The sequence below is a fragment of the Tunturiibacter gelidiferens genome, assembly GCF_014201335.1.
Lineage (GTDB): Bacteria > Acidobacteriota > Terriglobia > Terriglobales > Acidobacteriaceae > Edaphobacter > Edaphobacter lichenicola_E.
On record NZ_JACHEB010000002.1, the window covers coordinates 23,493 to 42,842 of the forward strand.

Genomic DNA, 19,350 nt, shown 5'->3' on the forward strand with positions numbered 1-19,350 from the left:
GTACCCACTTCACACTCCCGGCGCGATCTCACGGTTCCAGGTTAGATCGACATACTCTGGCCTTGTGACCGTAGCGAGCAGGCGAAGTATGCAGGAACGCTAGAAATTGTATTTGAGTGCGAATTGAATGATGCGCGCGTTGGCCGATCCGCTGATCTGTCCGAAGAGCGGGCTAGTAAGCGTGCCGTTAGGATTGGTGAGATTGACATTGTTGAAGAGGTTGAAGAACTCGGCGCGGAACTGGAGAAAGGATTCTTTGAAGACCGGTATGTTTTTGAAGGCGGAGAAGTCGGTGTTGATGGTTCCGGGGCCGACCAGCGAGTTTCTGCGGGTATTGCCGTAGGGGACGTTGGCAGGAACCTGAGCGAAGGCGGTGGTGTTGAAGAACTGATGGATTTTGGCGGTCCGGCTTCTTCCTCCATCGAGCAAGGGATTGCCGACGGTGTTTGGACGATCGGTAAGGACGCTGTCCAGGTTGGAGTCGACTCCAGAGGTAATGGTGAAGGGGGAACCGGTACTGAGTGTGGTGATTCCATTCAACTGCCAGTTGCTGAGGATATCTTTGCCGATGATGCCGTACCGATGGACGGTGGGTGTGCTCCAAAGATAAGACGCAACGAAGCGCTGCGGCACATCGTAGTCAGACCGGGCCCGGTCGGCCGAGATGTCGTTCTGATTGGAGAGCGTGAGCGTGATGTTGGAAGGATCGACGGAGGTGATGTCAATGGACTTCGACCAGACGTAGCTTGCAAGGAGGGAGAACCCGTGGGTGAACCTTCGCGTGAGGGTAGCCTGGAGAGCGTTGTACGTTGCATTGCCCGCGGGATCGTTCTCTACGATAGCGCCGAAGACGTACGAGGATGGCGTGGGCTGGTAGGGACGTCGTGCATTGAGGCCATCAGTGGAAACGCTTGCGCCTGGGACATAGGCTGGCTCGTTCTCATCACGCGAGACGTAAAACTTGCGTGAGAGGCTGCCAACGTAAGCGACCCTGAGACCCCATGCCTGACCGAACTGCTGCTCCAGTGTGAGGTTGTACTCCTGTACATATGGAGAACTAGCGTTGGGCGGTATGCCGCTAAGCGTGCCCCCGGAGTGGAAGGTTGGATTCTGAAGATTGACGACGTAGGGGAACGGGTCGCCGTTTGGTCCGTAAGGCGTGACGAGATTCGGCGTATCGCCGATGGTGTTATCGAGGATGAACGGCTGCTGTTCGGGATTGGTAGTAAGGCTCACCGCGCGCGAGGCGTAGAAGATTCCGTAGCCGCCGCGGAGTGAGGTGAGGCCCGAGCCGAAGACGTCGTAGGCAAATCCAACACGAGGCGAGAATGCCTTCCATTGGGTCTTCACGATGCCGTCCGGTACACCGGGGTCACCAACGGTGAGGAGGCCGAGCGGTGCGGATGGGAAGCGTGTGGACTGCTCGAAAGGAACGAAGGTGCCAAAGTTTTTCTGACCGACGAAGGGAGCAAAGACCTCCCAGCGCACGCCGAGATCGAGGGTGAGGCGATGGGTGATTCTCCAGTCGTCCTGCGCGAAGAGGGCAGGTGCGGGGTTGTGCAGGCTGTGGCTGGCTCCGTTATTCTGGCGGAAGGTATTTGCACGTCCGAGGAGGAAGTCGCTAAGGGCATTGCCGGTAGCGAAACCGGTGAAGGTGGCTTCGCCGGTTCCGAGGTACTCGCCCTGCTCGGCATAGCGGTTCCAGAAATAGGAGCCGCCAAATTTGACGGAGTGATTTCCGAGGCTCCAGTCGAAGGTATCTTCTGCGCCGAAGGACTGCTGATGGAGATCGTCGGGGCCGCCCGAGCCCATTCCCATCGTCCAATAGCCGTTGATCGCGATCTGAGGCTGGGTTGCGGGGAGTGCACCAAGGCCTACCTGACTGCCGAGATCTGACCAGGTATTTCCGGAGTAGAGATTGGTGAGATTAAGGTGATTTAGGGTGTAGAAGGGCCTGAAGGTGTTGAGCTTGTTGGCCGAGATGGTCCAGACATCGCTGATGGCGATGTTGGTCTGGTTGTCTGTGCTCATGCCGCCGCTGTAGCTGAGGATCTGATTGCCGCCCTGATTGGGGTTGGTGTTGTTGCTGCGAGACTGGAAGAAGGTGCCGGAGAGTTGATGCTTGCTGCCGAGTTGGTAGTCGATACGCGCCAGATACTGATTGGCCGTGGTGTTTCCTGAGGCGGACTGTTGCGGGGTGAGGCCGGTGTTGGGGTCTGCCAATGGAACCGACTTGAGGATGTTCTGAGAGACGGGGTCGAGCAGATTGGGACAAATAACGCCTTGTACACCGTTGCAACTGTAAGGGACGCCGGGGCTGATCATTGGCTGCTGGCTGGGACTGAGTGCTGAGAAGTCGCCTCTGGCTTCAGCCGGTGTCGGCGTAATGAGGCTGTTGGAGGCAATGATGGTCGGCGTCACGATGCGCAGGCCTTCATAGGAGCCAAAGAAGAAGGCCTTGTCGTGGAGGATGGGCCCACCGATGGTCGCTCCGAACTGGTTCTGCTTGAGAGGCGTAATGGTGGTGTTGAAGTAATTTTTCAGATTGAGAGCGCTGTTTCGGAAGTAGTCGTAAACGGAGCCGTGGAATGCGTTTCCACCGGAACGCGTAATGACATTGACGACACCACCGGGAAAGCGGCCGTATTCGGCATCGAAGTTGTTGGTGAGAAGACGGAACTCCTGCAGGGCGTCAGGATTTGGGATGAGATTGCCGCCGGTAATAAAAAGTGAGGTATCGAAGGCACCGTCCAGGTAGAACGAGTCCTGATTGGTGCGGGTGCCGTTTACGCTGAAGGTTGTGCCGTATTGATTTCCGCCGGCCGACTGTGCTGAATAGCTGGTGACGCCGGGAATCAACTGCACGAGGCTGTAGACATCGCGGCCATTGAGTGGAAGATCCTCAATGCGCTTTTGATCGACGGTCTCACCGAGCTGCGATTCGCGGGTGTCGACCAGCGTGGAGCCCGAGGTGACGGTGACGCTTTCGGTGGTGGAGCCGATCGATAGCCTGAAGGTTGCGTTTGCACTTTGATTGACGTCAACGTGGAGACCTTTCTGGGTCTCGGTGCCGAATCCTTGGGCCTGTGCTGAGACGGTGTAGTCGCCGGCAGGGACCGAGGGGAACGAGTAGTTACCGGAGTCATTGCTCTGGGTTGTGCGGGAGATGCCAGTCTTCATGTCGGTAGCTGTGATCGTCGAACGGCCGATGACGCCGTCGCTCTGATCGGTGACGGTCCCAAAGATAGATCCGGTGGTGGTTTGGGCGAAGACGGTTCCTGTGAACATGACTGCAAGTGCGATGAGGGCTAGCAGGGAACGGAGGGACCATTGTTTGCGTGGAGAGGTGGTATTGCCGGAAAGCATGGTATCTCCAGAGGGTGATGCAGCGGGCGTCCCCATTCGGTTCAAATATGAAGTAAGCGAGCTGGCTAGGTCGGAGAAAGGGCGGCTGGTTGGCGAGGCCGCGGGGAACTGCGCGTATGAACTTGAGCCAGTAACGTTTGAAGGGAGGTTGACGAACGCTTTCTCATTCTTGTCAATCGACATGCTCTGCGGTCTCCGGAGTGCTGCAGACAGGACACTAGCGAATCCAAAGTAAGATTGTCAAGATTATTTATTAATAAATGAATGTTTAACTTTGGTAAGTCCACGTTAATAACCATGATAAGTTCATATTTGAATAAAATTGGTGCAAAGGAGCGGGGACGCTGTGGAGTTTTACCGCTTCACGTGATTGTTTGGGTCTCTGCATGTACAGAGTTTCTATTGCGTCTTGGCCACGGTTCTTGGCAAGGAGAGGTATGAAGAAGATTGGAATGGGGTTGGTCGGCCCAGGCTTTATCGCCGCACATCACATAGATGCGGTTCGCCGGCTTGGCGATGTGGAGGTCATCGCGATCGCGGGACCGAATATGACGTCTGCAGGAAAGAAGACGAAGGAGCTGAAAGTCGATGTGGCCTATGACAACTTCGAAGATCTGATAGCAGATCCACGGATTGATGTAATTCACAACACGACGCCGAACTACATGCATACGAAGGTGAGCATGGCGGCCATCGATGCGGGCAAGCACATTATCTCCGACAAGCCACTGGCGCTGACGAGCCAGGAGACGGCGGCGCTATGCAATGCTGCAGTTCTCAAAGGTGTAGCAAATGTTGTTACGTTCAACTATCGGGGCAATCCTCTGGTGCAGCAGATGAGGCACATGATTGCCTCTGGCGAACTGGATGAGTTGGTTTTTCTTCATGGTCAATACCTGCAGGATTGGATGACAGATCCCTTCGTCTACTCGTGGCGGATGGATCCGGAGAAGGGTGGGAAGAGCTCGGCGCTGGCGGATATTGGTTCGCACTGGTGCGATCTGGTGGAGCATGTGAGCGGCCTGCGGATTGAGGCGGTTCTGGCTGACCTGTCGACCACTGTGAAGGTGAGGTACTCGAGCGGAGTGTCCTCGGAGGCTTTTACGAGAAAGCATCATGAAGAGGCAGTGCCAAAAGAGGTTACGGGCGAGGATCTTGGGTGCGTGCTTTTGCGATTCGATAACGGAGCACGCGGCGTTCTGAAGGTAGGACAGGTTTTGCCAGGCCATAAGAACGATCTGCAACTGGAGATCAATGGGCGCGCACGTTCCGTACGCTGGGAGCAGGAGAGGCAGAATCAGTTATGGATCGGCTCGCATGACGGTATAAACAGCGTGATGACCAAGGATCCGTCGTTGATGAGCGCAGACGCTCGAAGTTATGCTCATCTGCCGGCGGGCCATCATGAAGGCTGGTCGGACGCATTCCGGAACGTGGTTGCCGATGCGTACTCTTGGATTCGCCGTGATGCCGTACCAGCCGAGAAGCCCTCCACGGTATGTGACTTTGCTGGTGGACACAGGGTGTGCTGCGTTATTGAAGCGATGTTGAACAGCTACGAGCAGGGCGGCGTTTGGGCACGCGTGAGGGCGTAGGGTTCGTAGCGATTGACCGTTGTAGATTGATGTTCGACCGTTGGACATTCGACAGCTGTTCGGAGAAGAAGGTCGATGTGTCGATTTCCAAATAGTTGCAAATACGCAGGACCAAAGCGAGGAGTTTCTGATGAGTTCGATTTCAAGAAGAAGTTTTCTGTTGAACACGGGTATGGGCGGAGTAGCCTCATTCGCTCTGGGAGCGTTGCCGGCATGGGCTAAGCCAATGGGTCTGCCGATCGGTATTCAGCTCTACGTTGTCGGTAAGCCGCTCGGCGAGGATGCTCCGGGAACGTTGAAGAAGCTTCATGAGATTGGATATCGCGAGGTGGAGACGGCGGGATTCGGTAAATACAGCGCTAAGGAGTTCCGTATCTTGCTGGACGATGCCGGACTGGTTTGCCCGAGCGCGCATTTGCCGTTGATACAGCCTGACGTGGAGGCACTCTTCGACAATGCGCGAATACTGGGTGCAACCTACGCAACGAGCTCCGTGCTTCGCGACTTCAAGGCGCCGTCCAGTTCTGGAGCCGCAAGTACAACCGGGGCTCCGACGAAACTTGATTTAGTGGGCCTGGATGGCTTTAAGAGAACTGCGGAAAAGATGAATGAGATTGGTGCGAAGGCGAAGGCAGCAGGTCTGAGATACGCCTACCACAACCATAACTACGAGTTTGAGAAGTTGAGTGACGGTCGTTATGGCTATGACATTCTCGTGCAGGAGACCGATCCCAAGCTCGTCTATTTTGAGATCGACTGTGGGTGGATGATTGTTGCGGGGGCTGATCCGGTGGTTTATATGAAGAAGTATCCGGGGCGGTTCCGCATGCTGCATATTAAAGACTTTATGGCCGTTCCGCATCCTACGACCGATCTCCGTGGGCCGGATCGTCCAAAGGGGACGGAACTGGGCAAGGGATTCATCAAGTACGAACGGGTCTTTGCAGAGGGCCGTCGCGCGGGTATAGAACATTGTTTCGCTGAGGAAGAAGGTCCGTATACGATACCTCAATTGGAAGCGGCAAAGGTAGACTTCGACTTTCTCAATTCTTTTTCTTAGCTAGGAATTGAACTCTCGCGCCTTTGCGTGCGGAGATTTTAGGATGGTGTGAAGCGTGACGTGAGTTACCGGGATAGGCCGACGTTCAACTCCGGGGAGGATACGGTTTCGAGAACTTCGCGAAAGGCAGCTAGAAGATCTTCCTCATCCTGGTTGCATAAACTGGATGGGATTACGAGAAGTTGAGTTCTTGAGAAGAGATCGTCGGATTGTGGGCAGGCACCGCGCGCGTAGTTATGGATGGAGTCCCGGTTTTCCGTCAGCGTCCATGGCGTTCCGCGGAGGTCGGTGCCTATCTTTTTTTGCAACGCGGGGATGTTGAAGTAAATGTGTAGGCCGTAGTCTTCAAGAATTACGTTGCTTGTCTCTGCTGTGGACGTCACTATTCCATGCGCGCGGAGCCGTTCGTTGATGGCGCGAGCGGTGACTGGGTCGGGCAGGATGGTGAGCAGAAAACATGAAGTGTCGCCTGCAATATCGAAGACGCGACGCAGCTGAACCTGCTTGTAGCGTTCGAGCATGGTACGCAGACGGTACTTACTGTGCTGCATGCTTTGAATGACCTGCGGAAGTCGGCGCAGTTGCACTCTAAGGATCGCTGCGCGCAGTTCGTCCATGCGAGAGCCTCTGCCCCACCCAAACGATCTTTCATCCTCTAATTGAAGCAGGCCCTCTTTTCCACGTGAATACCCACAATCATGCGCGGAAAGTGCCTTGCGGTAGAGCGATTCGTTGTTCGTAACCACGCATCCCGCTTCTCCGCTGGTCATGTTTTTGTTCATTTGAAAGCTGAAGATGGCGATGTCCCCGAAAGTTCCGACCATCTGGCCATGGATGGAGCCGCCAACGCACTGAGCGCAGTCTTCGAGTAGAAATAGTCCATGTTTGCGAGCGAGCGTTGCCAGTTGCGGTGCGTCGCCTGGAGCGCCACTCATGTGGACCAGGACAATGCCGGCGGTGCGCGGAGTAATGAGGCTGCGAACAGACTGCGGATCGAGGCAGAAAGTGTCATCGATTTCTGCAAGAACAGGAATAGCGCCGAGGTTCACAACGGCTGCGATGACGGATACCCACATATACGCAGGAACAATGATCTCTTGTCCCGGCCCAACTCTTAAGGCGGCGAGAGCGGCGTGGAGGGCAGCGGTGCCGCTGGTGACTGCCAAAGCGTGCCGGATGCCTAGAAATGCGCTGAACTCGCGCTCGAATGCGTCCACCTCGCCCTGCGGATCTACTCCATAATAGCGATAGAGAGATCGACTGCGGCACACCCTCAAGACTGCGTCCTCTTCTTCCGAGTCCATACGGTGTACGCCTGGAAATTCTTCCGGCAGGCGACTTTTTCGTATCGGTTGAAACGGGGCCCTGTGAATCACTTGCTGCACCATCCTTAAGCTACGGCGGGAATCTGACTGCAACCGATGCCATCTCGATGAAGAGGTGGTGTAGATCGTTTTTATGCCCTCGCGATAAAGCAAGTCAAGCCAGGGCAGGATGGGCAGCGTATCAGGCTATGTATGATGAAACAGTCTTGATGGCAAGACGTCGTTGGTATGAGGAATCTAACCGCAGCAATCGCAACCATGAATGAAGACTTCACGACCGCGAAGAAATCGATGCAGACGGAGCTTGCCGTGCTTCGTCATATACATGCGACGCCAAAGATTTCACGCGTGGAACTTGCAGATCTGTCCGGTCTTTCTACCGCAGCTATAACCGGTATCGTCAATTCACTGATCTCGCTGCAGTTGCTGGAGGAAGATCGCGGTCCTGTGAAAGGAGCAGGACGTAAGCGAGTCGGGCTGACGATGAAGTCCGATCTTGCTTATGTCGCGGGCATCGATCTTGGCACGATCAATTTACGGATCTGCATTACGGACATCAACGGTGAGGTCCTGGCGTCTAAAGAAGTGCCCAGTGAGATGTCAAAGGGCCGCGAAGATGTTCTTTCGCGACTGTTCGCTTTGGTTCGTGAGGTTTTAAGCTCAGCGAACCTTGACGTGGGTTTGTTGCGAGGAATCGGAATAGGTTTTTCGGGAGTGATCGACGTAGAACGTGGAATGGTTTTGTCTTACCCTCGGCCGGGGCAGATAGAGCAGTGGAAGAATATGCCTCTTCGAGCGAGGATGGAGCAGGAGTTCGGCTTACCTGTACTTCTTGAGGACAGCGTTCGTGCGGTGGCTGTGATGGAGAGGTTTTTGGGAGCCGGACGCGACTTTTCTAATTTTGTATACGTGGATGTCGGTGCAGGGATTGGCGCAGCGATCTTTATCGGTGGCTGTCTCTATCGAGGCCATGGCGGCAGCGCCGGCGAGTTCGGCCACATAACAGTGGATGAAGATGGGCCACTCTGTTGCTGTGGTAGTAGGGGATGTTTAGAGGCAGTTGCCTCTGGAACGACTATGATCGAATCGATAAAAGTTGCGATTCGGCGAGGTGTATCTTCAAAGATCACCGAGACGACGGGTTACAACTTCGATGAGATTACGATTGAGTTGATTGCGGCGGCGGCCCGAGAGAACGATAGCCTGTCATATCGGATTTTGAGCGAAGCGGCCTCTCATATCGGCGCTGCTGCAGCCGATCTTGTGAATCTGCTGAACCCTGCCGCGCTGGTGTTTGGCGGCGCAGCTTTTCGCGCAGCGCCCGGCCTTCTTGTCGATCGTATTCAGTCGACGATTCGTCAGCGTGCGATGGAGAAATCCGTAAATGATGTCCAGATTAAAGTGTCGACACTCGATGGAAATGCTGGTGCGCTGGGCGCGGCTCGTCTGATAGCGATGCGGCTTGTCGAAGGGATCTACTTTAACGTGGCCGGCCTGAATAGGCCGCGGCGCAGTCCTATGCGGATTTATCGTAACGTTGGCTAGCTACAAGTTCTTGTCGCTCGTCGAAATTTTGCGGCAAAATGTCGATAGGGAACAGAAGGCAAACTACAGCGGTTAATCGGCGTGACTGCTCACATGCTATACAAGTGGAGGACGGTCCAGGTGCAGCGGTATGCTTCAGAGCTAACGAAACGGTTTATGAACGGAATAATTGGGCGGATCTGCTGATGTCTCTGCAGAGTTTATTTTTTCTTACGGAATGCAGTCTTGGCGCGCCCTGGGATGGCCGCGCGTCCCGATCCGGTAGTGGATTCACCAATAATTAGCTCAGCCTGTAACGTAATTGTTACTGGAGTGGGACTCATTTTGCCGGACAGCCGACTTATCAATAGTTCGCCGGCTTTGACTCCCAGATCATAGGCCGGTTGAACAACAGAGGTAATGCTTGGCCGCAGCATGCGGCCGCCGGGGATCTCGTCGAAGATGGCGAGAGCGACCTGATCAGGGCAGGAGATCGCGAGCTCATTGAGTCCCTGAAGAGCTCCGAGTCCCATCGTTCCATTGGCGACAAAGAGAGCCGTAGGTCGCGGATGACTCAGAAGAAGGTCTTTGGTCATCTTGTAGCCGCTGTCAAAACGGAAATCGCCTTCGCGCACGAGGGTCCGTTCTATCTTGATATTCGCTTCCTCCAGGGCCATTTCGTACCCTTTGTAGCGGTCGCGGGCGGTTTGAAGCCACGACGATCCATTGATGATGGCGATCTTTCGATGTCCGAGGTCGACCAAATGGCGAACGCACATCGCCGATCCCCTGATGTTATCTACGACGACGGAGTCAACGTTGAGCCCATGCGGGGTGCGATCGAGGCATACTACTGGAATTCCCATATCAATCGCCTGCACGATATGAGAGACGTCATTTGCTGGATTCGGTGCAACGACGGCTAGCATGCCATCGACTCTATGAGTGCGCAGCATGGAAAAGACCTGGCGTTCGCGTTCAACGTTATCGTCGGTATTGAAGATAGTGAGTATGTACCCATGCTGAACAATCGCGCTTTCAACCCCGCGTAGTACAAGAGGAAAGAAAGGGTTCGTAATATCTGAGATGACGATACCGATGACACTGGACCGACGGGATTTCAGGCTTCGAGCATGATTGTTTGGGTGATAGTTGAGGTCGCGCATCGCTTGTCCCACACGCCCCTGCAACAGCCTACTGACTGCGTTGCTGTTGTTGAGAACGTTGGAGACGGTGCCGACCGAGACATTGGCTCGGCGGGCAACCTCCTGAATAGTGGCGTTACGCTTGTGAATGTTAGTCTCCTACGCGGACGATGAAGATCTGTACATCAGCCAAGAGTGAAAACTGCTGCTCATACGAGGAGAAGTCAGCGTGAATTGACTGAAGTTATAGCACGTGTATACGACGATCAGAAATATACCTTCAAGACTGCAGTGACTCCAGCAGCATCGCTGGAGTGTGGCAGGCTTCAGCCTCATTGGCGTTTCTTCAAAAGAATCCTTGACAGCGATCTGTTGAAAAAGCATAGAATGGCGCGGGATTGAATCAGTTCAAAATATTTACGTAACTGAATCCTCTCGTTGGAAGACTGGGTTGTGGAGACCTCATTTGTTTACGCGACTGCGACAGGAGTTTCTGATCTCGGCAAGGATGGTGGAATGTTCATCGTAAATAATTCGGCGATAGCATTTTTATTTTGCGCCATAACCATGATGGGCTGGGGCTCCTGGGCTAATACGCAGAAGCTGGCTGGAAAAGAACGCTGGCCCTTCGCTCTGTACTACTGGGACTATGCTCTCGGAGTCGCTCTGCTGGGCGTGGTGTTCTGTTTCACTCTGGGCAATTTCGGTTCGGCGGGAACTAGCGCTGTCGCGAATCTCCATCATGCCTCCGCGGGCTCGCTGCTGCGTGCGCTTGCCAGCGGCGCGCTGTTCAACCTTTCCAACATATTGCTGGTGATCGCGATCGACGCCGCGGGTATGTCACTTGCCTTCCCGGTGGGTGTCGGGCTTGCTCTCGTAATCGGCACGGTGGCGAGTTACTTCCATGCGCCGAAGGGCAACCCTGTACTGCTGGGATCGGGCGTTGTGCTGATCGTATTTGCGATGATCATGTCTGCTATGGCCACACGGCAGGTTCAGAAGCAGCGTTCGGTTAGTGCGAGCCGTGGACTGTTGTTTGCGATCGCAGCGGGATGTTTGATGGGATTCTTTTACCCGCAGCTGATCTCGTCGATGTCGCCAAACTTCAACAGCGAACCAATTCAACTAGGATATTTAACACCCTACACGGCACTTCTGCTGTTCGGCATCGGCTTACTGCTGAGTAACGTGCTAATCAACACAGTGTTCATGCGCGTACAGGGTTCGACGTACCGAGAGTATCGAGAGGCAAAGCCGAAGCTGCATTGGTTGGGTCTGTTGGGTGGTGCCATCTGGATGATCGCGCTTAGCCTTAACGTCATCGCATCAGGCGTGGCGGGGCCTGCGGTGTCGTATGCGCTGGGACAAGGGGCGACGCTGGTGGCTGCTCTCTGGGGTGTATTTGTGTGGAAGGAGTTTCGCGGAGCGGCAACCGCCACACGAACGCTTGTCGCGCTTATGCTGATTGGTTACACCGCAGGACTGGTGCTGATAGGCTCCGCGATCATGTGAGCAGCTGAATGGCGCTTTAAGCGTTACGTTGCGGAATAATTATGTGTTTCGAAGCGCAACAGGGCGTTGAACGTAATTGGTTTTATTTTTTGTAAGAAGCTTGTTTGTACTGTTCCAACTCAGCTCTTCGTGGCATCGAGGGAGCTGTTCCGTGTCGCGTGACCGAGATGCCGGCAACGACGCACCCGAAGCGTGCGGCATCTTCGAGGCTCATTCCCTCTGAGAGCGCCACCGCAAGGCCTGCGTTGAATGCGTCTCCTGCGCCCGTGGTGTCGATTACGGGTCCGGCGTTGAAGGCTTCGATGTGCACGGTCATCGACGAGGTCTTGACTAGAGCGCCGCGAGCGCCCAGGGTGAGTATGACGTTCCGCACACCGCGTGCAAGCAACTGACCGGCTGCGCTCTCTGCGTCTTCGAGGGACGCGACCCGACGGCCGGTGAGAGCCTCGGCTTCGCTCTCGTTGGGCGTCAGATAGTCGCATAGTGCGAGGGTCGTGTCGTCCAACGCACAGGCGGGCGCGGGGTTGAGGATAGTAGGAACGCCGAGCCCGTGCGCAGTGTTCAAACCATGCACCACGATGGGCAGAGGAAGCTCCAACTGGGTCATGAAGACGGCCGAGCCGGCTATTTGGGTCCGGGCAAGATCGATTTCATCTGTTGTGAGAGCGTTTGCTGCGCCCGGAGTGATGACTATCGCGTTCTCGCCTTTGATTTCGTCGATGATGATGGCTGCAGCGCCGGTCGTATCGCTATCCGAGGAGAAGAGAAACTGCGTGTCGACGCCTTCCTCTTTGTAGGTCCGCCGAGCGATGTCGCCGAAGTTGTCGCTTCCCACCTTGCTGATGAAGTGGACTTGCGCACCGAGACGAGCGGCGGCGACCGATTGGTTTGATCCTTTACCGCCGGGCCCAAGACGAAATTCGGAACCGAGAACTGTCTCTCCCCAAACGGGCAGACGATTTACTCGGAAGGCCAGATCGATGGCAAAGACTCCCATGATGGCAATGGGTTTACTGTTCATGTCAGGGCTCCACAGCAGTCATAGATTGGTCTATTAACGTTGTTGGATGAACTCTATTATCGGTCACTCTAGTGGCTTTGACTTAGTTCGAGCTGAGGGTTCTTCGCTCCCGGGGTTGGCGAGGACATCAGCTGCAGGAACATCTTCTGAAATTTGGGCCAGTCGACATCCATTTGGACATGGGCCTTTTGAAGATCGAGGCCGGGTTTATCGTCATCGGTCCAGACGATGGTGTCTCCGTAGCTGATGCCTTTATCGACGCTGACATCGAAATAGACGTAGCGCTCCCGCGTGATGAGGCTTGGGTCAAGCCACGCGGCCGCAGCGAGCTCGTCCCATAGATAATCTCCGGGGCGGCGCGTGTAGCGGGCGATGTACTGGCCGGATGGAGAGCTGCTCTTCTTCAACTCGTCGAGCATTTCCTTCGTGAGGTGGGTCTCGATCGAGACGTCCACCGGGGTGACTGTGATCTTCGGCCAGTGCGCATGGAAGACGATGGTTGAAGCTTCGGGGTCGAACCAGAGATTGAATTCATGACGAGGACTGTCAATGTATTCCTTATCGTCGGTGTGCGGATTGAGGCTGCCTCCCATGATGACGAGCTCCGCTGCGAGCTCGGCGAAGTGCGGTTCGAGGCTGATCGCTTGGGCCACATTAGTCATAGGCCCGGCAGCGTAAATCGTGACCTGATGCGGGTACTTGTGCACCATGCGAATCAAAAAGTGCGCCGCGTCTTCGTCCGACACTTTTGTTGTGGGATTTCCTTCTTGCAGCTTGGGGACATCAAAGGGACCATGCTTTGGACGGAAGCTACTCCAGGCGCCTTGATAGACGACCTTCCCATAGATCTGCTCCCAAGCATTGGTCCACTGCTGCGTTCTTACCAGAGGAGTAATCGCTCCTGCCATGACGGGAATGTCAGTGCGGCCAATGAGCTCCAGCAGACGTAGGGTGTGGGCTACCTCTTCATCGCGCCATCCGTCTCCGGTGAGCACCGTGATGCCAAGCACATTGACGTGTGGAGACTGCAGAAAAACAAGCATCGAGTTCATGTCTGTTCCTGCTGGTCCGACTGCGTCCTGATCGATGATGACGTAGCGGGCATCCTGCGCGAGCACTGGTGGTGATGAGATTACAGCGAAAAGAATGGAGAAGAGAACCAGAGACCAAAGCGAGCTCTTTCGTAGTTGTTTCAAAGGAATTCCTCCTGAGACTATCCGTTGTCCTGCTTATTTCCTGTAATGCGATCGACCAGCAGACGGAAGAAGCTGTCCGGTCTAACGTCGACGGCAACCTTGGTGTTGGCTGTGAAGGCTTCTTCCGATGGTGTGACACGTGGACTGTTCTCGAAGGCAGCCGCGTATCGGATGGGGGCACGCTTCCATCCAACGCTCTCGCCCGCTGTGATGAGGCCGTTGGTCTCAATCTGCACCCGATAACTCTCGAAGGTAAGTATATCGGGACGGATCAGAGCGCTGACTGCAAGAGGATCGTGCAGGGTTGGGCCGCCCTTCTCTCCGTGCCCACGATAGGTTGCCATGATGGCGCGTGCGATACCGGCTGCAGCTCGGCTCGGCTTATTCGTACCGGCTTCGAGCTGACGGATATAGGGTTCGGTCAACTCGACCTTGCGAGTGACATCGAGGCCGACCATGGTGATGGGGACTCCAGAGTTGAAGACGATGCTTGCTGCTTCCGGGTCGACATAAAAGTTGAATTCAGCCGCAGGCGTGACATTGCCGCCCGAGAGCGAGCCACCCATCAACACGATGCTCTTGATAGCCTTTGCAAGACCTGGCTCCGAGCGAAGCGCAAGGGCAAGGTTGGTCAGTGGGCCGAGGCCGATCAGTGTCACCTCGCCCGGATGTTCCAGAACGATGCGGCAGATCAGCTCTGCGGCGTGTTCTTTTACAGCAGTGATTTTGGGCGGAGGAAGTGTGACGCCGCCGAGGCCGTTCTCTCCATGTGCATAGGATGCAGTCACCTGCTGCCGGATGAGCGGAGCTGAAGCACCGGCTGCCACTGGAATATCCGTTCGGTCGCAAATCTCGACCATACGCAGAGCGTTGGGCAGGGTGATCTCCAGAGGCAGATTACCGGCGACCGCGGTGACGGCCATAACGTTGAGCTCGGGCGAACGCATGGCCAGCATCAGCGCGAAGGCATCATCGACTCCCGGATCAGTGTCGATAATAACCTTAGCTGCCGTTGTCACTTCCGCGCGATGCGACGCCGTGGCCTGGGGCAGCCCATACGGTGCTCCGAATGCACGCGACGGCCCGTGAACCATCGCTGCGATCGCAGAGCCCGTTGTCACTTTCAAAAACATTCTGCGGTCTGGATTCCGCTGAAACCAATCAGGCTTCATGCCTTTTCTATCCTTCCATGATGAGCTGACGGTGATCAGAACACGAACTTCAACGCGAACTGAATCAGGCGTGGATTATTTACGATCTGAGTGATCTGTCCGAATCCGGGAGAGTCCGTAGTAGTCCCCGGATTCGCAAACTGTGGATGATTGAAGACGTTGAAGACCTCGGTGCGGAAGACGAGCTGTGTCTCTTTAGGGAGGACGAAGGTCTTAAAGAGCGAACCGTCGAAGTTGACGAAGTCGGGGCCGTATAGCGGGGTGCGAGATGCATCTCCAAGGACGCCGGGAGCGGGGTCGACGAAACACGCTGTGTTGATGAACTCTGCCAATGACTGGTGAGCCGGAGGCGTATTGCAGATCTGATCGGGACGACTGCCGGTCGTTGTGCCTGCATTGTTGACGCCCGCCGAGAGCCCGAGAGGAAAGCCTGAAGCGATGTGCGTTATCAAATTCAACTGCCAGTTTCCGACCAACTCCTGCATCGGCGTGCTTACGCTGGAAGCAAACTTTTTGCCGCGCCCGAAAGGTAGTTGATAAAGAACGCTGGCGGATAGATTGTGCGTCTGATCCGTCACATTGAGTCCCTTGTCGGTATAGCCCCGGGGATTGAGAGGATACGCGTTCGGCGCCGGATTGAGCGGATAGTAAGGAACACCGATCAGCGAACCCAGGTCGTCGTAGAGACCGTTGTCGAATCCCTTGCTATAGGTGTAGGCAAGTAGGATGTAGACGCCGTTGTTGTAGGCGCGCTCTGCCTTTACCTGAAGCGAGTCGTAGCGCGACAGGCCGCGGTCGAGGAAACCGGTGATCGCGTTAAGATTCGGATACGGGCGCAGATTGGCGGGATCAACCTGAAGGCTGGGCGTGGCAGTGTTCAGCGGAAAGCCTGAGGTCTGCAGATGCGTCCCGCGAGATCCCGCATAACCGACCGTCAGAATGGTACCGGTGGGCAGCTCTCGCTGAATGTTCAGGTTGAACTGCTGAATTATCCCAGGGTGAAAATTGGTGTTCTGACTGTACACGTTGCCCGTCAAGTTATTCACGTCTGGTGGGGTCGGCACCGGAAATCCACCGGACAGAGTTGTCACCGGGTATATGTCGTCGGCTTGGAACGCAAACGTGCCGTAGAAAGGAGGATTCAGGTCCAGCCCTTGTGCGCCGAGGTTCCATCCAGCGTCGTGAAGAATCGCGTAGCCTGCGCGAATGGCGTTCTTTGTGGAAAAGGGAGTGAAGCTGAATCCGATTCTTGGTTCGAAACCGCGGTAGTACGACTGAATCCCTGCCGAATCAGATGAGTTGACACCCGCGATCAGCATCTGGCCGGTTGGGAAGTCGAAGTTAGCCAGTCTCTTCTGCGATTCGACAACTGGTGTTGTGTAGTTCCACGCCAGGCCGAGCTGCACCGTCAAGTTTTTTTGGACCTTCCAGTTGTCCTGGAAGTAAGGGCGGAACTCCTTCCATCTGCGGCCAGAGACATCGCCCGAGAAAGAAACATCGTGTTCGCCGCTGCCGGGAGTGCCAAGCAGAAAGCTGGCGATGGGATTGCCGCTAGCCGAATTGAACGCGCCGTTAGTGAATCCTGCCGTGAACAGGTTGTCGAACCCCATCTCGCCCATTGGAAAGGCGTTGCCAAGCTCGTTGAGCTGCATGAGGCGTATGCCGATGCCCATGGAAAACGAGTGTGCCCCATGCACCAGCTCGAAATCGTCGCTGTACTGGAAGACGTTCGTTCCATCCTGAATGGGAGAAAATCCGCGATCGCCGAGACCCCAGTACCCCTCGTTGAACTGCGTGTTGAGCAACCCGCTGCTCAGGTAGGTTCCGAGATTGGCGTTGGGGATGCCAAGCTGCGTGCTCCAATCGGTGCCGTCTCCAAAGGACGTGATGTGATCGAAGATGCGGTTATATCCGACGGTGAGCTGGTTGATCGCGTTGGTCGAGAAGATGTGCGTCTCGGAAATCGCCAGATTTCTTCCGCGATTCGCAAGTGTCTGATTGCTGGCATAACCTCCAGGCTGTGCACCGAAATCAGGAAGCCCAGAGGGTAGAAAGACAGTTGCCTGATCTCTGCTGAAGCGAGCGAAGGCCCGATCTTTATCCGAGAATACGTTATCGATTCGTATGTCGAAGTCGTTGTCGTTGAAGATCTGGTTTGGTACATCCACATAGTTCGCGGAAAGAACGCCGGAGACGTTCGGAGCCGGGAAGAAGTTGAGCATCTTGACCGCGATCGGGTCCAGCCGGTAGCCAGGAATGGTATTGCCCTGGAACTGAGTGCGGCTGGCGTTTCCAGTGACGGGATCGATGACTGTTGTGTTCGGATCGTAGATAGGAACCTCAGGAGATCCCGGGAAGGACTCCGTGAAGATGCCTTGGCGCTCGAGCATGGTTGGGACCTGGGTGAGCGAAGGAATTCCCTGAATGCTCTTTGTACCTTGGTAGTCAAAGAAGAAGAAAGTTTTATCCTTACGAATCGGGCCGCCGACTGAACCTCCGAACTGGTTGCGGATGTACTTCGGATTAACCGGAGAGAAGTAACTGGTCGCGTTCAGATCAGTGTTGCGCAGGAAGTCGAAGAGCGTTCCGTGAAACTGGTTGGTGCCGGACTTGGAGGTGAGGAGGACGGTCGGACCCGCGCGTGTTCCGTACTCAACGGAGTAGTTGTAGGTGAGTACATTGAACTCTTGGAGCGCGTCGATGGAGGGCACAATGGAGATGCCGCCGGAGGTCAGCTCATTGTTGTCGACACCGTCATAGAGCCAGTCGGTGCGATTCTCACGCGATCCGCCGACCGAGAGGGAGAATGAGCCGCGGATAGAGGTCTCGCTGCTGCCGCCGCCTGCAAAGAAGTCATTGGGCTGATTGCCCGCAGAGGTTCCGGGAGCTAGCGTTGCCAACTCCACGAAGTTGCGCCCATTCAAGGGGAGGTCGGAGACCTGCTGAGAGTGAACGACCTGGCTCAGTGAAGAGTCGGTGGCTTCGACCGCAACTGCATTGGCCTCTACTGAGATGGCTGACGTGACTGAACCGGGCTGCAGTGTGAAGTTAATCTCTGGCGAGGCCTGATTTTCGAGAAGAATGCCATTCTTGATAGCACTCTGGAAGCTGGGCGCAGCGACCTGGATCTTGTAGTTGCCGATGGGCAGCAGATTGGCGACGAAACGACCGTTATTGTCGGTAGTCACGACACGAGCTCCGTTTGTGTCGACGTTGGTGACAGTGACGACTGCCTCGGCGATCACGGACCCCGCTGGATCCGAGATTGTTCCTGTGATGGTCGCTGTAGCTTGCGCCTTCGCGATGGCCGGAAGGAGCATAAAGCAAACGAGGAAGAAAGAGGTTGCCAGATATTTGAGTCTCAAGTTGAGCTCCCTACGTTCAAATTCTTTGAATCGGTTCAAAACTCGTTGACAGGCCTATACTCTCGGTAAAAGATCACTGTCAACAAGAAATTCAACGAACGCGCGATTTGAAACGAACGCGCGATGCTTCATCTCGCAATACGCGATCGTTACCAGTCTTCGACTGTGCCTCGGGTATCAGCCATTCTCCATCGTCAAGATTTACGTTGATCCACCGTGCTTGTAGCAGTTCAGATTTGCGGACCAAGGTCAGGAGAATGATGTGCAGAGTCAGTTTGAACTGTCGGCGGATGTTGCTTCGATCGAGAACTTGAAGGTAGATCTTCAGTTCGTCTGGAGACAGCGGGCGAGCTCGCGTTATAAAGCGCATGGGAGTTGCGTGTGTTGGATTCGATGTGACGATCCCACAGACAATTGCATAATCAAAAATGCGCTTGAGTAGGTTACGAAGCTGGGCCGCGGCTGACTCGAAGCCGTTATCGCGTTTCTTGAATACGAGTCGCTGTACGTCCTGAGCTGTGATGTCTCTCAATGGCCAAGTGCCAACGCGGGGTAAATCTCTTTTTCGAGATAGCGGCGAAGCTGCTTAGTGTCTTTTCGATCTTTCTCGATCACCTCTTTGAAATAACGCTCACTGAAATCGGCGACGGAGGTGGAGTTGGCGAGTGCGAACTTCTCTAGCTGCTTTTGCTTTGCCGGAGACACGCCTTCATGAACTGCTTTCGCAAGCTCGTCGCGTTTCGATCGCGCAACCTTCAGACTCACAAGGGGGTATTGGCCCAGCGAAACCTTCTCCGTCTTCCCCTTGAACTGATATCTATATCGCCAGGGAGCTGCGCCAGTCGGCATCACCTCAAGAGCGAGGCCCCTACCATCGCTTACGGCATAGCGAATTGCTTGGGGCTTGAGGCTTTAATTTGGAGTTCGGTCAGCGCCATCTGCGCCTCAAATTGTCCACAGACGTCATTTTTCGCGGCGACATGACGTTAGTGTACAGTGCTGTGGACAAGTTTGAGAACGGCTCACTAGGGATTTGCTTGGACGCGGTTGGTCACTAAAGTACTGTATT

General features: G+C 55.1%; 13 protein-coding genes. 4 read left to right on the forward strand and 9 right to left on the reverse strand.

Features of this window, described 5'->3' with window-relative positions:
• Positions 1-99: 99 nt before the first annotated feature.
• Complete coding sequence (locus tag HDF14_RS03825; protein WP_183973748.1) at positions 100-3,549, reverse strand: TonB-dependent receptor; 3,450 nt, start codon at positions 3,547-3,549, stop codon at positions 100-102.
• Between the two features lie 254 nt (positions 3,550-3,803).
• On the opposite strand from HDF14_RS03825, the gene HDF14_RS03830 reads away from it, so the two are divergent.
• The gene (locus HDF14_RS03830; protein WP_183973750.1) at positions 3,804-4,961 is read left to right on the forward strand and encodes a Gfo/Idh/MocA family protein; all 1,158 of its coding nucleotides are present in this window, start codon (positions 3,804-3,806) and stop codon (positions 4,959-4,961) included.
• Between the two features lie 130 nt (positions 4,962-5,091).
• A complete protein-coding gene (locus HDF14_RS03835; protein ID WP_183973752.1) occupies positions 5,092-6,021 on the forward strand; it encodes a sugar phosphate isomerase/epimerase family protein in 930 nt (309 codons plus the stop codon).
• A gap of 65 nt (positions 6,022-6,086) precedes the next feature.
• On the opposite strand, the gene HDF14_RS03840 is transcribed toward HDF14_RS03835, so the two are convergent.
• Positions 6,087-7,325, reverse strand: coding sequence for a DegT/DnrJ/EryC1/StrS family aminotransferase (locus tag HDF14_RS03840; protein ID WP_183973754.1), 1,239 nt, complete (start codon positions 7,323-7,325; stop codon positions 6,087-6,089).
• A 249-nt stretch (positions 7,326-7,574) separates the two neighbouring features.
• Between HDF14_RS03840 and HDF14_RS03845 the strand changes: the two genes are divergently transcribed.
• Entirely contained in the window at positions 7,575-8,891 is a 1,317-nt protein-coding gene (locus HDF14_RS03845) for an ROK family transcriptional regulator (protein WP_183973755.1), read from the forward strand.
• A 200-nt stretch (positions 8,892-9,091) separates the two neighbouring features.
• Here HDF14_RS03845 and HDF14_RS03850 read toward each other — a convergent pair whose 3' ends face one another.
• The gene (locus tag HDF14_RS03850; RefSeq protein ID WP_313899499.1) at positions 9,092-10,165 is read right to left on the reverse strand and encodes a LacI family DNA-binding transcriptional regulator; all 1,074 of its coding nucleotides are present in this window, start codon (positions 10,163-10,165) and stop codon (positions 9,092-9,094) included.
• A gap of 303 nt (positions 10,166-10,468) precedes the next feature.
• On the opposite strand from HDF14_RS03850, the gene HDF14_RS03855 reads away from it, so the two are divergent.
• The gene (locus HDF14_RS03855; protein WP_221304551.1) at positions 10,469-11,527 is read left to right on the forward strand and encodes a GRP family sugar transporter; all 1,059 of its coding nucleotides are present in this window, start codon (positions 10,469-10,471) and stop codon (positions 11,525-11,527) included.
• Positions 11,528-11,609: 82 nt separating this feature from the next.
• Here HDF14_RS03855 and rbsK read toward each other — a convergent pair whose 3' ends face one another.
• The 6 genes from rbsK to HDF14_RS03885 all read right to left on the reverse strand — a co-directional run bounded on the left by rbsK (position 11,610) and on the right by HDF14_RS03885 (position 19,175).
• A complete protein-coding gene (gene rbsK / locus HDF14_RS03860) occupies positions 11,610-12,548 on the reverse strand; it encodes a ribokinase (protein WP_183973759.1) in 939 nt (312 codons plus the stop codon).
• 68 nt (positions 12,549-12,616) lie between these two features.
• A complete protein-coding gene (locus HDF14_RS03865) occupies positions 12,617-13,744 on the reverse strand; it encodes a nucleoside hydrolase (RefSeq protein WP_183973761.1) in 1,128 nt (375 codons plus the stop codon).
• Positions 13,745-13,761: 17 nt separating this feature from the next.
• Positions 13,762-14,916 (reverse strand): nucleoside hydrolase, encoded by a 1,155-nt coding sequence (locus HDF14_RS03870; RefSeq protein WP_183973762.1) that lies wholly within the window; start codon positions 14,914-14,916, stop codon positions 13,762-13,764.
• A gap of 35 nt (positions 14,917-14,951) precedes the next feature.
• Entirely contained in the window at positions 14,952-18,281 is a 3,330-nt protein-coding gene (locus HDF14_RS03875) for a carboxypeptidase-like regulatory domain-containing protein (protein ID WP_183973763.1), read from the reverse strand.
• A 91-nt stretch (positions 18,282-18,372) separates the two neighbouring features.
• Positions 18,373-18,813 carry a hypothetical protein gene (locus HDF14_RS27365; RefSeq protein WP_406707182.1) on the reverse strand — a complete coding sequence of 147 codons (441 nt, stop codon included), beginning with the start codon at positions 18,811-18,813 and terminating at the stop codon, positions 18,373-18,375.
• A complete protein-coding gene (locus tag HDF14_RS03885; RefSeq protein WP_313899500.1) occupies positions 18,810-19,175 on the reverse strand; it encodes an Arm DNA-binding domain-containing protein in 366 nt (121 codons plus the stop codon). The genes HDF14_RS27365 and HDF14_RS03885 overlap by 4 nt, the downstream gene beginning before the upstream one ends.
• Between the last annotated feature and the right edge of the window lie 175 nt (positions 19,176-19,350).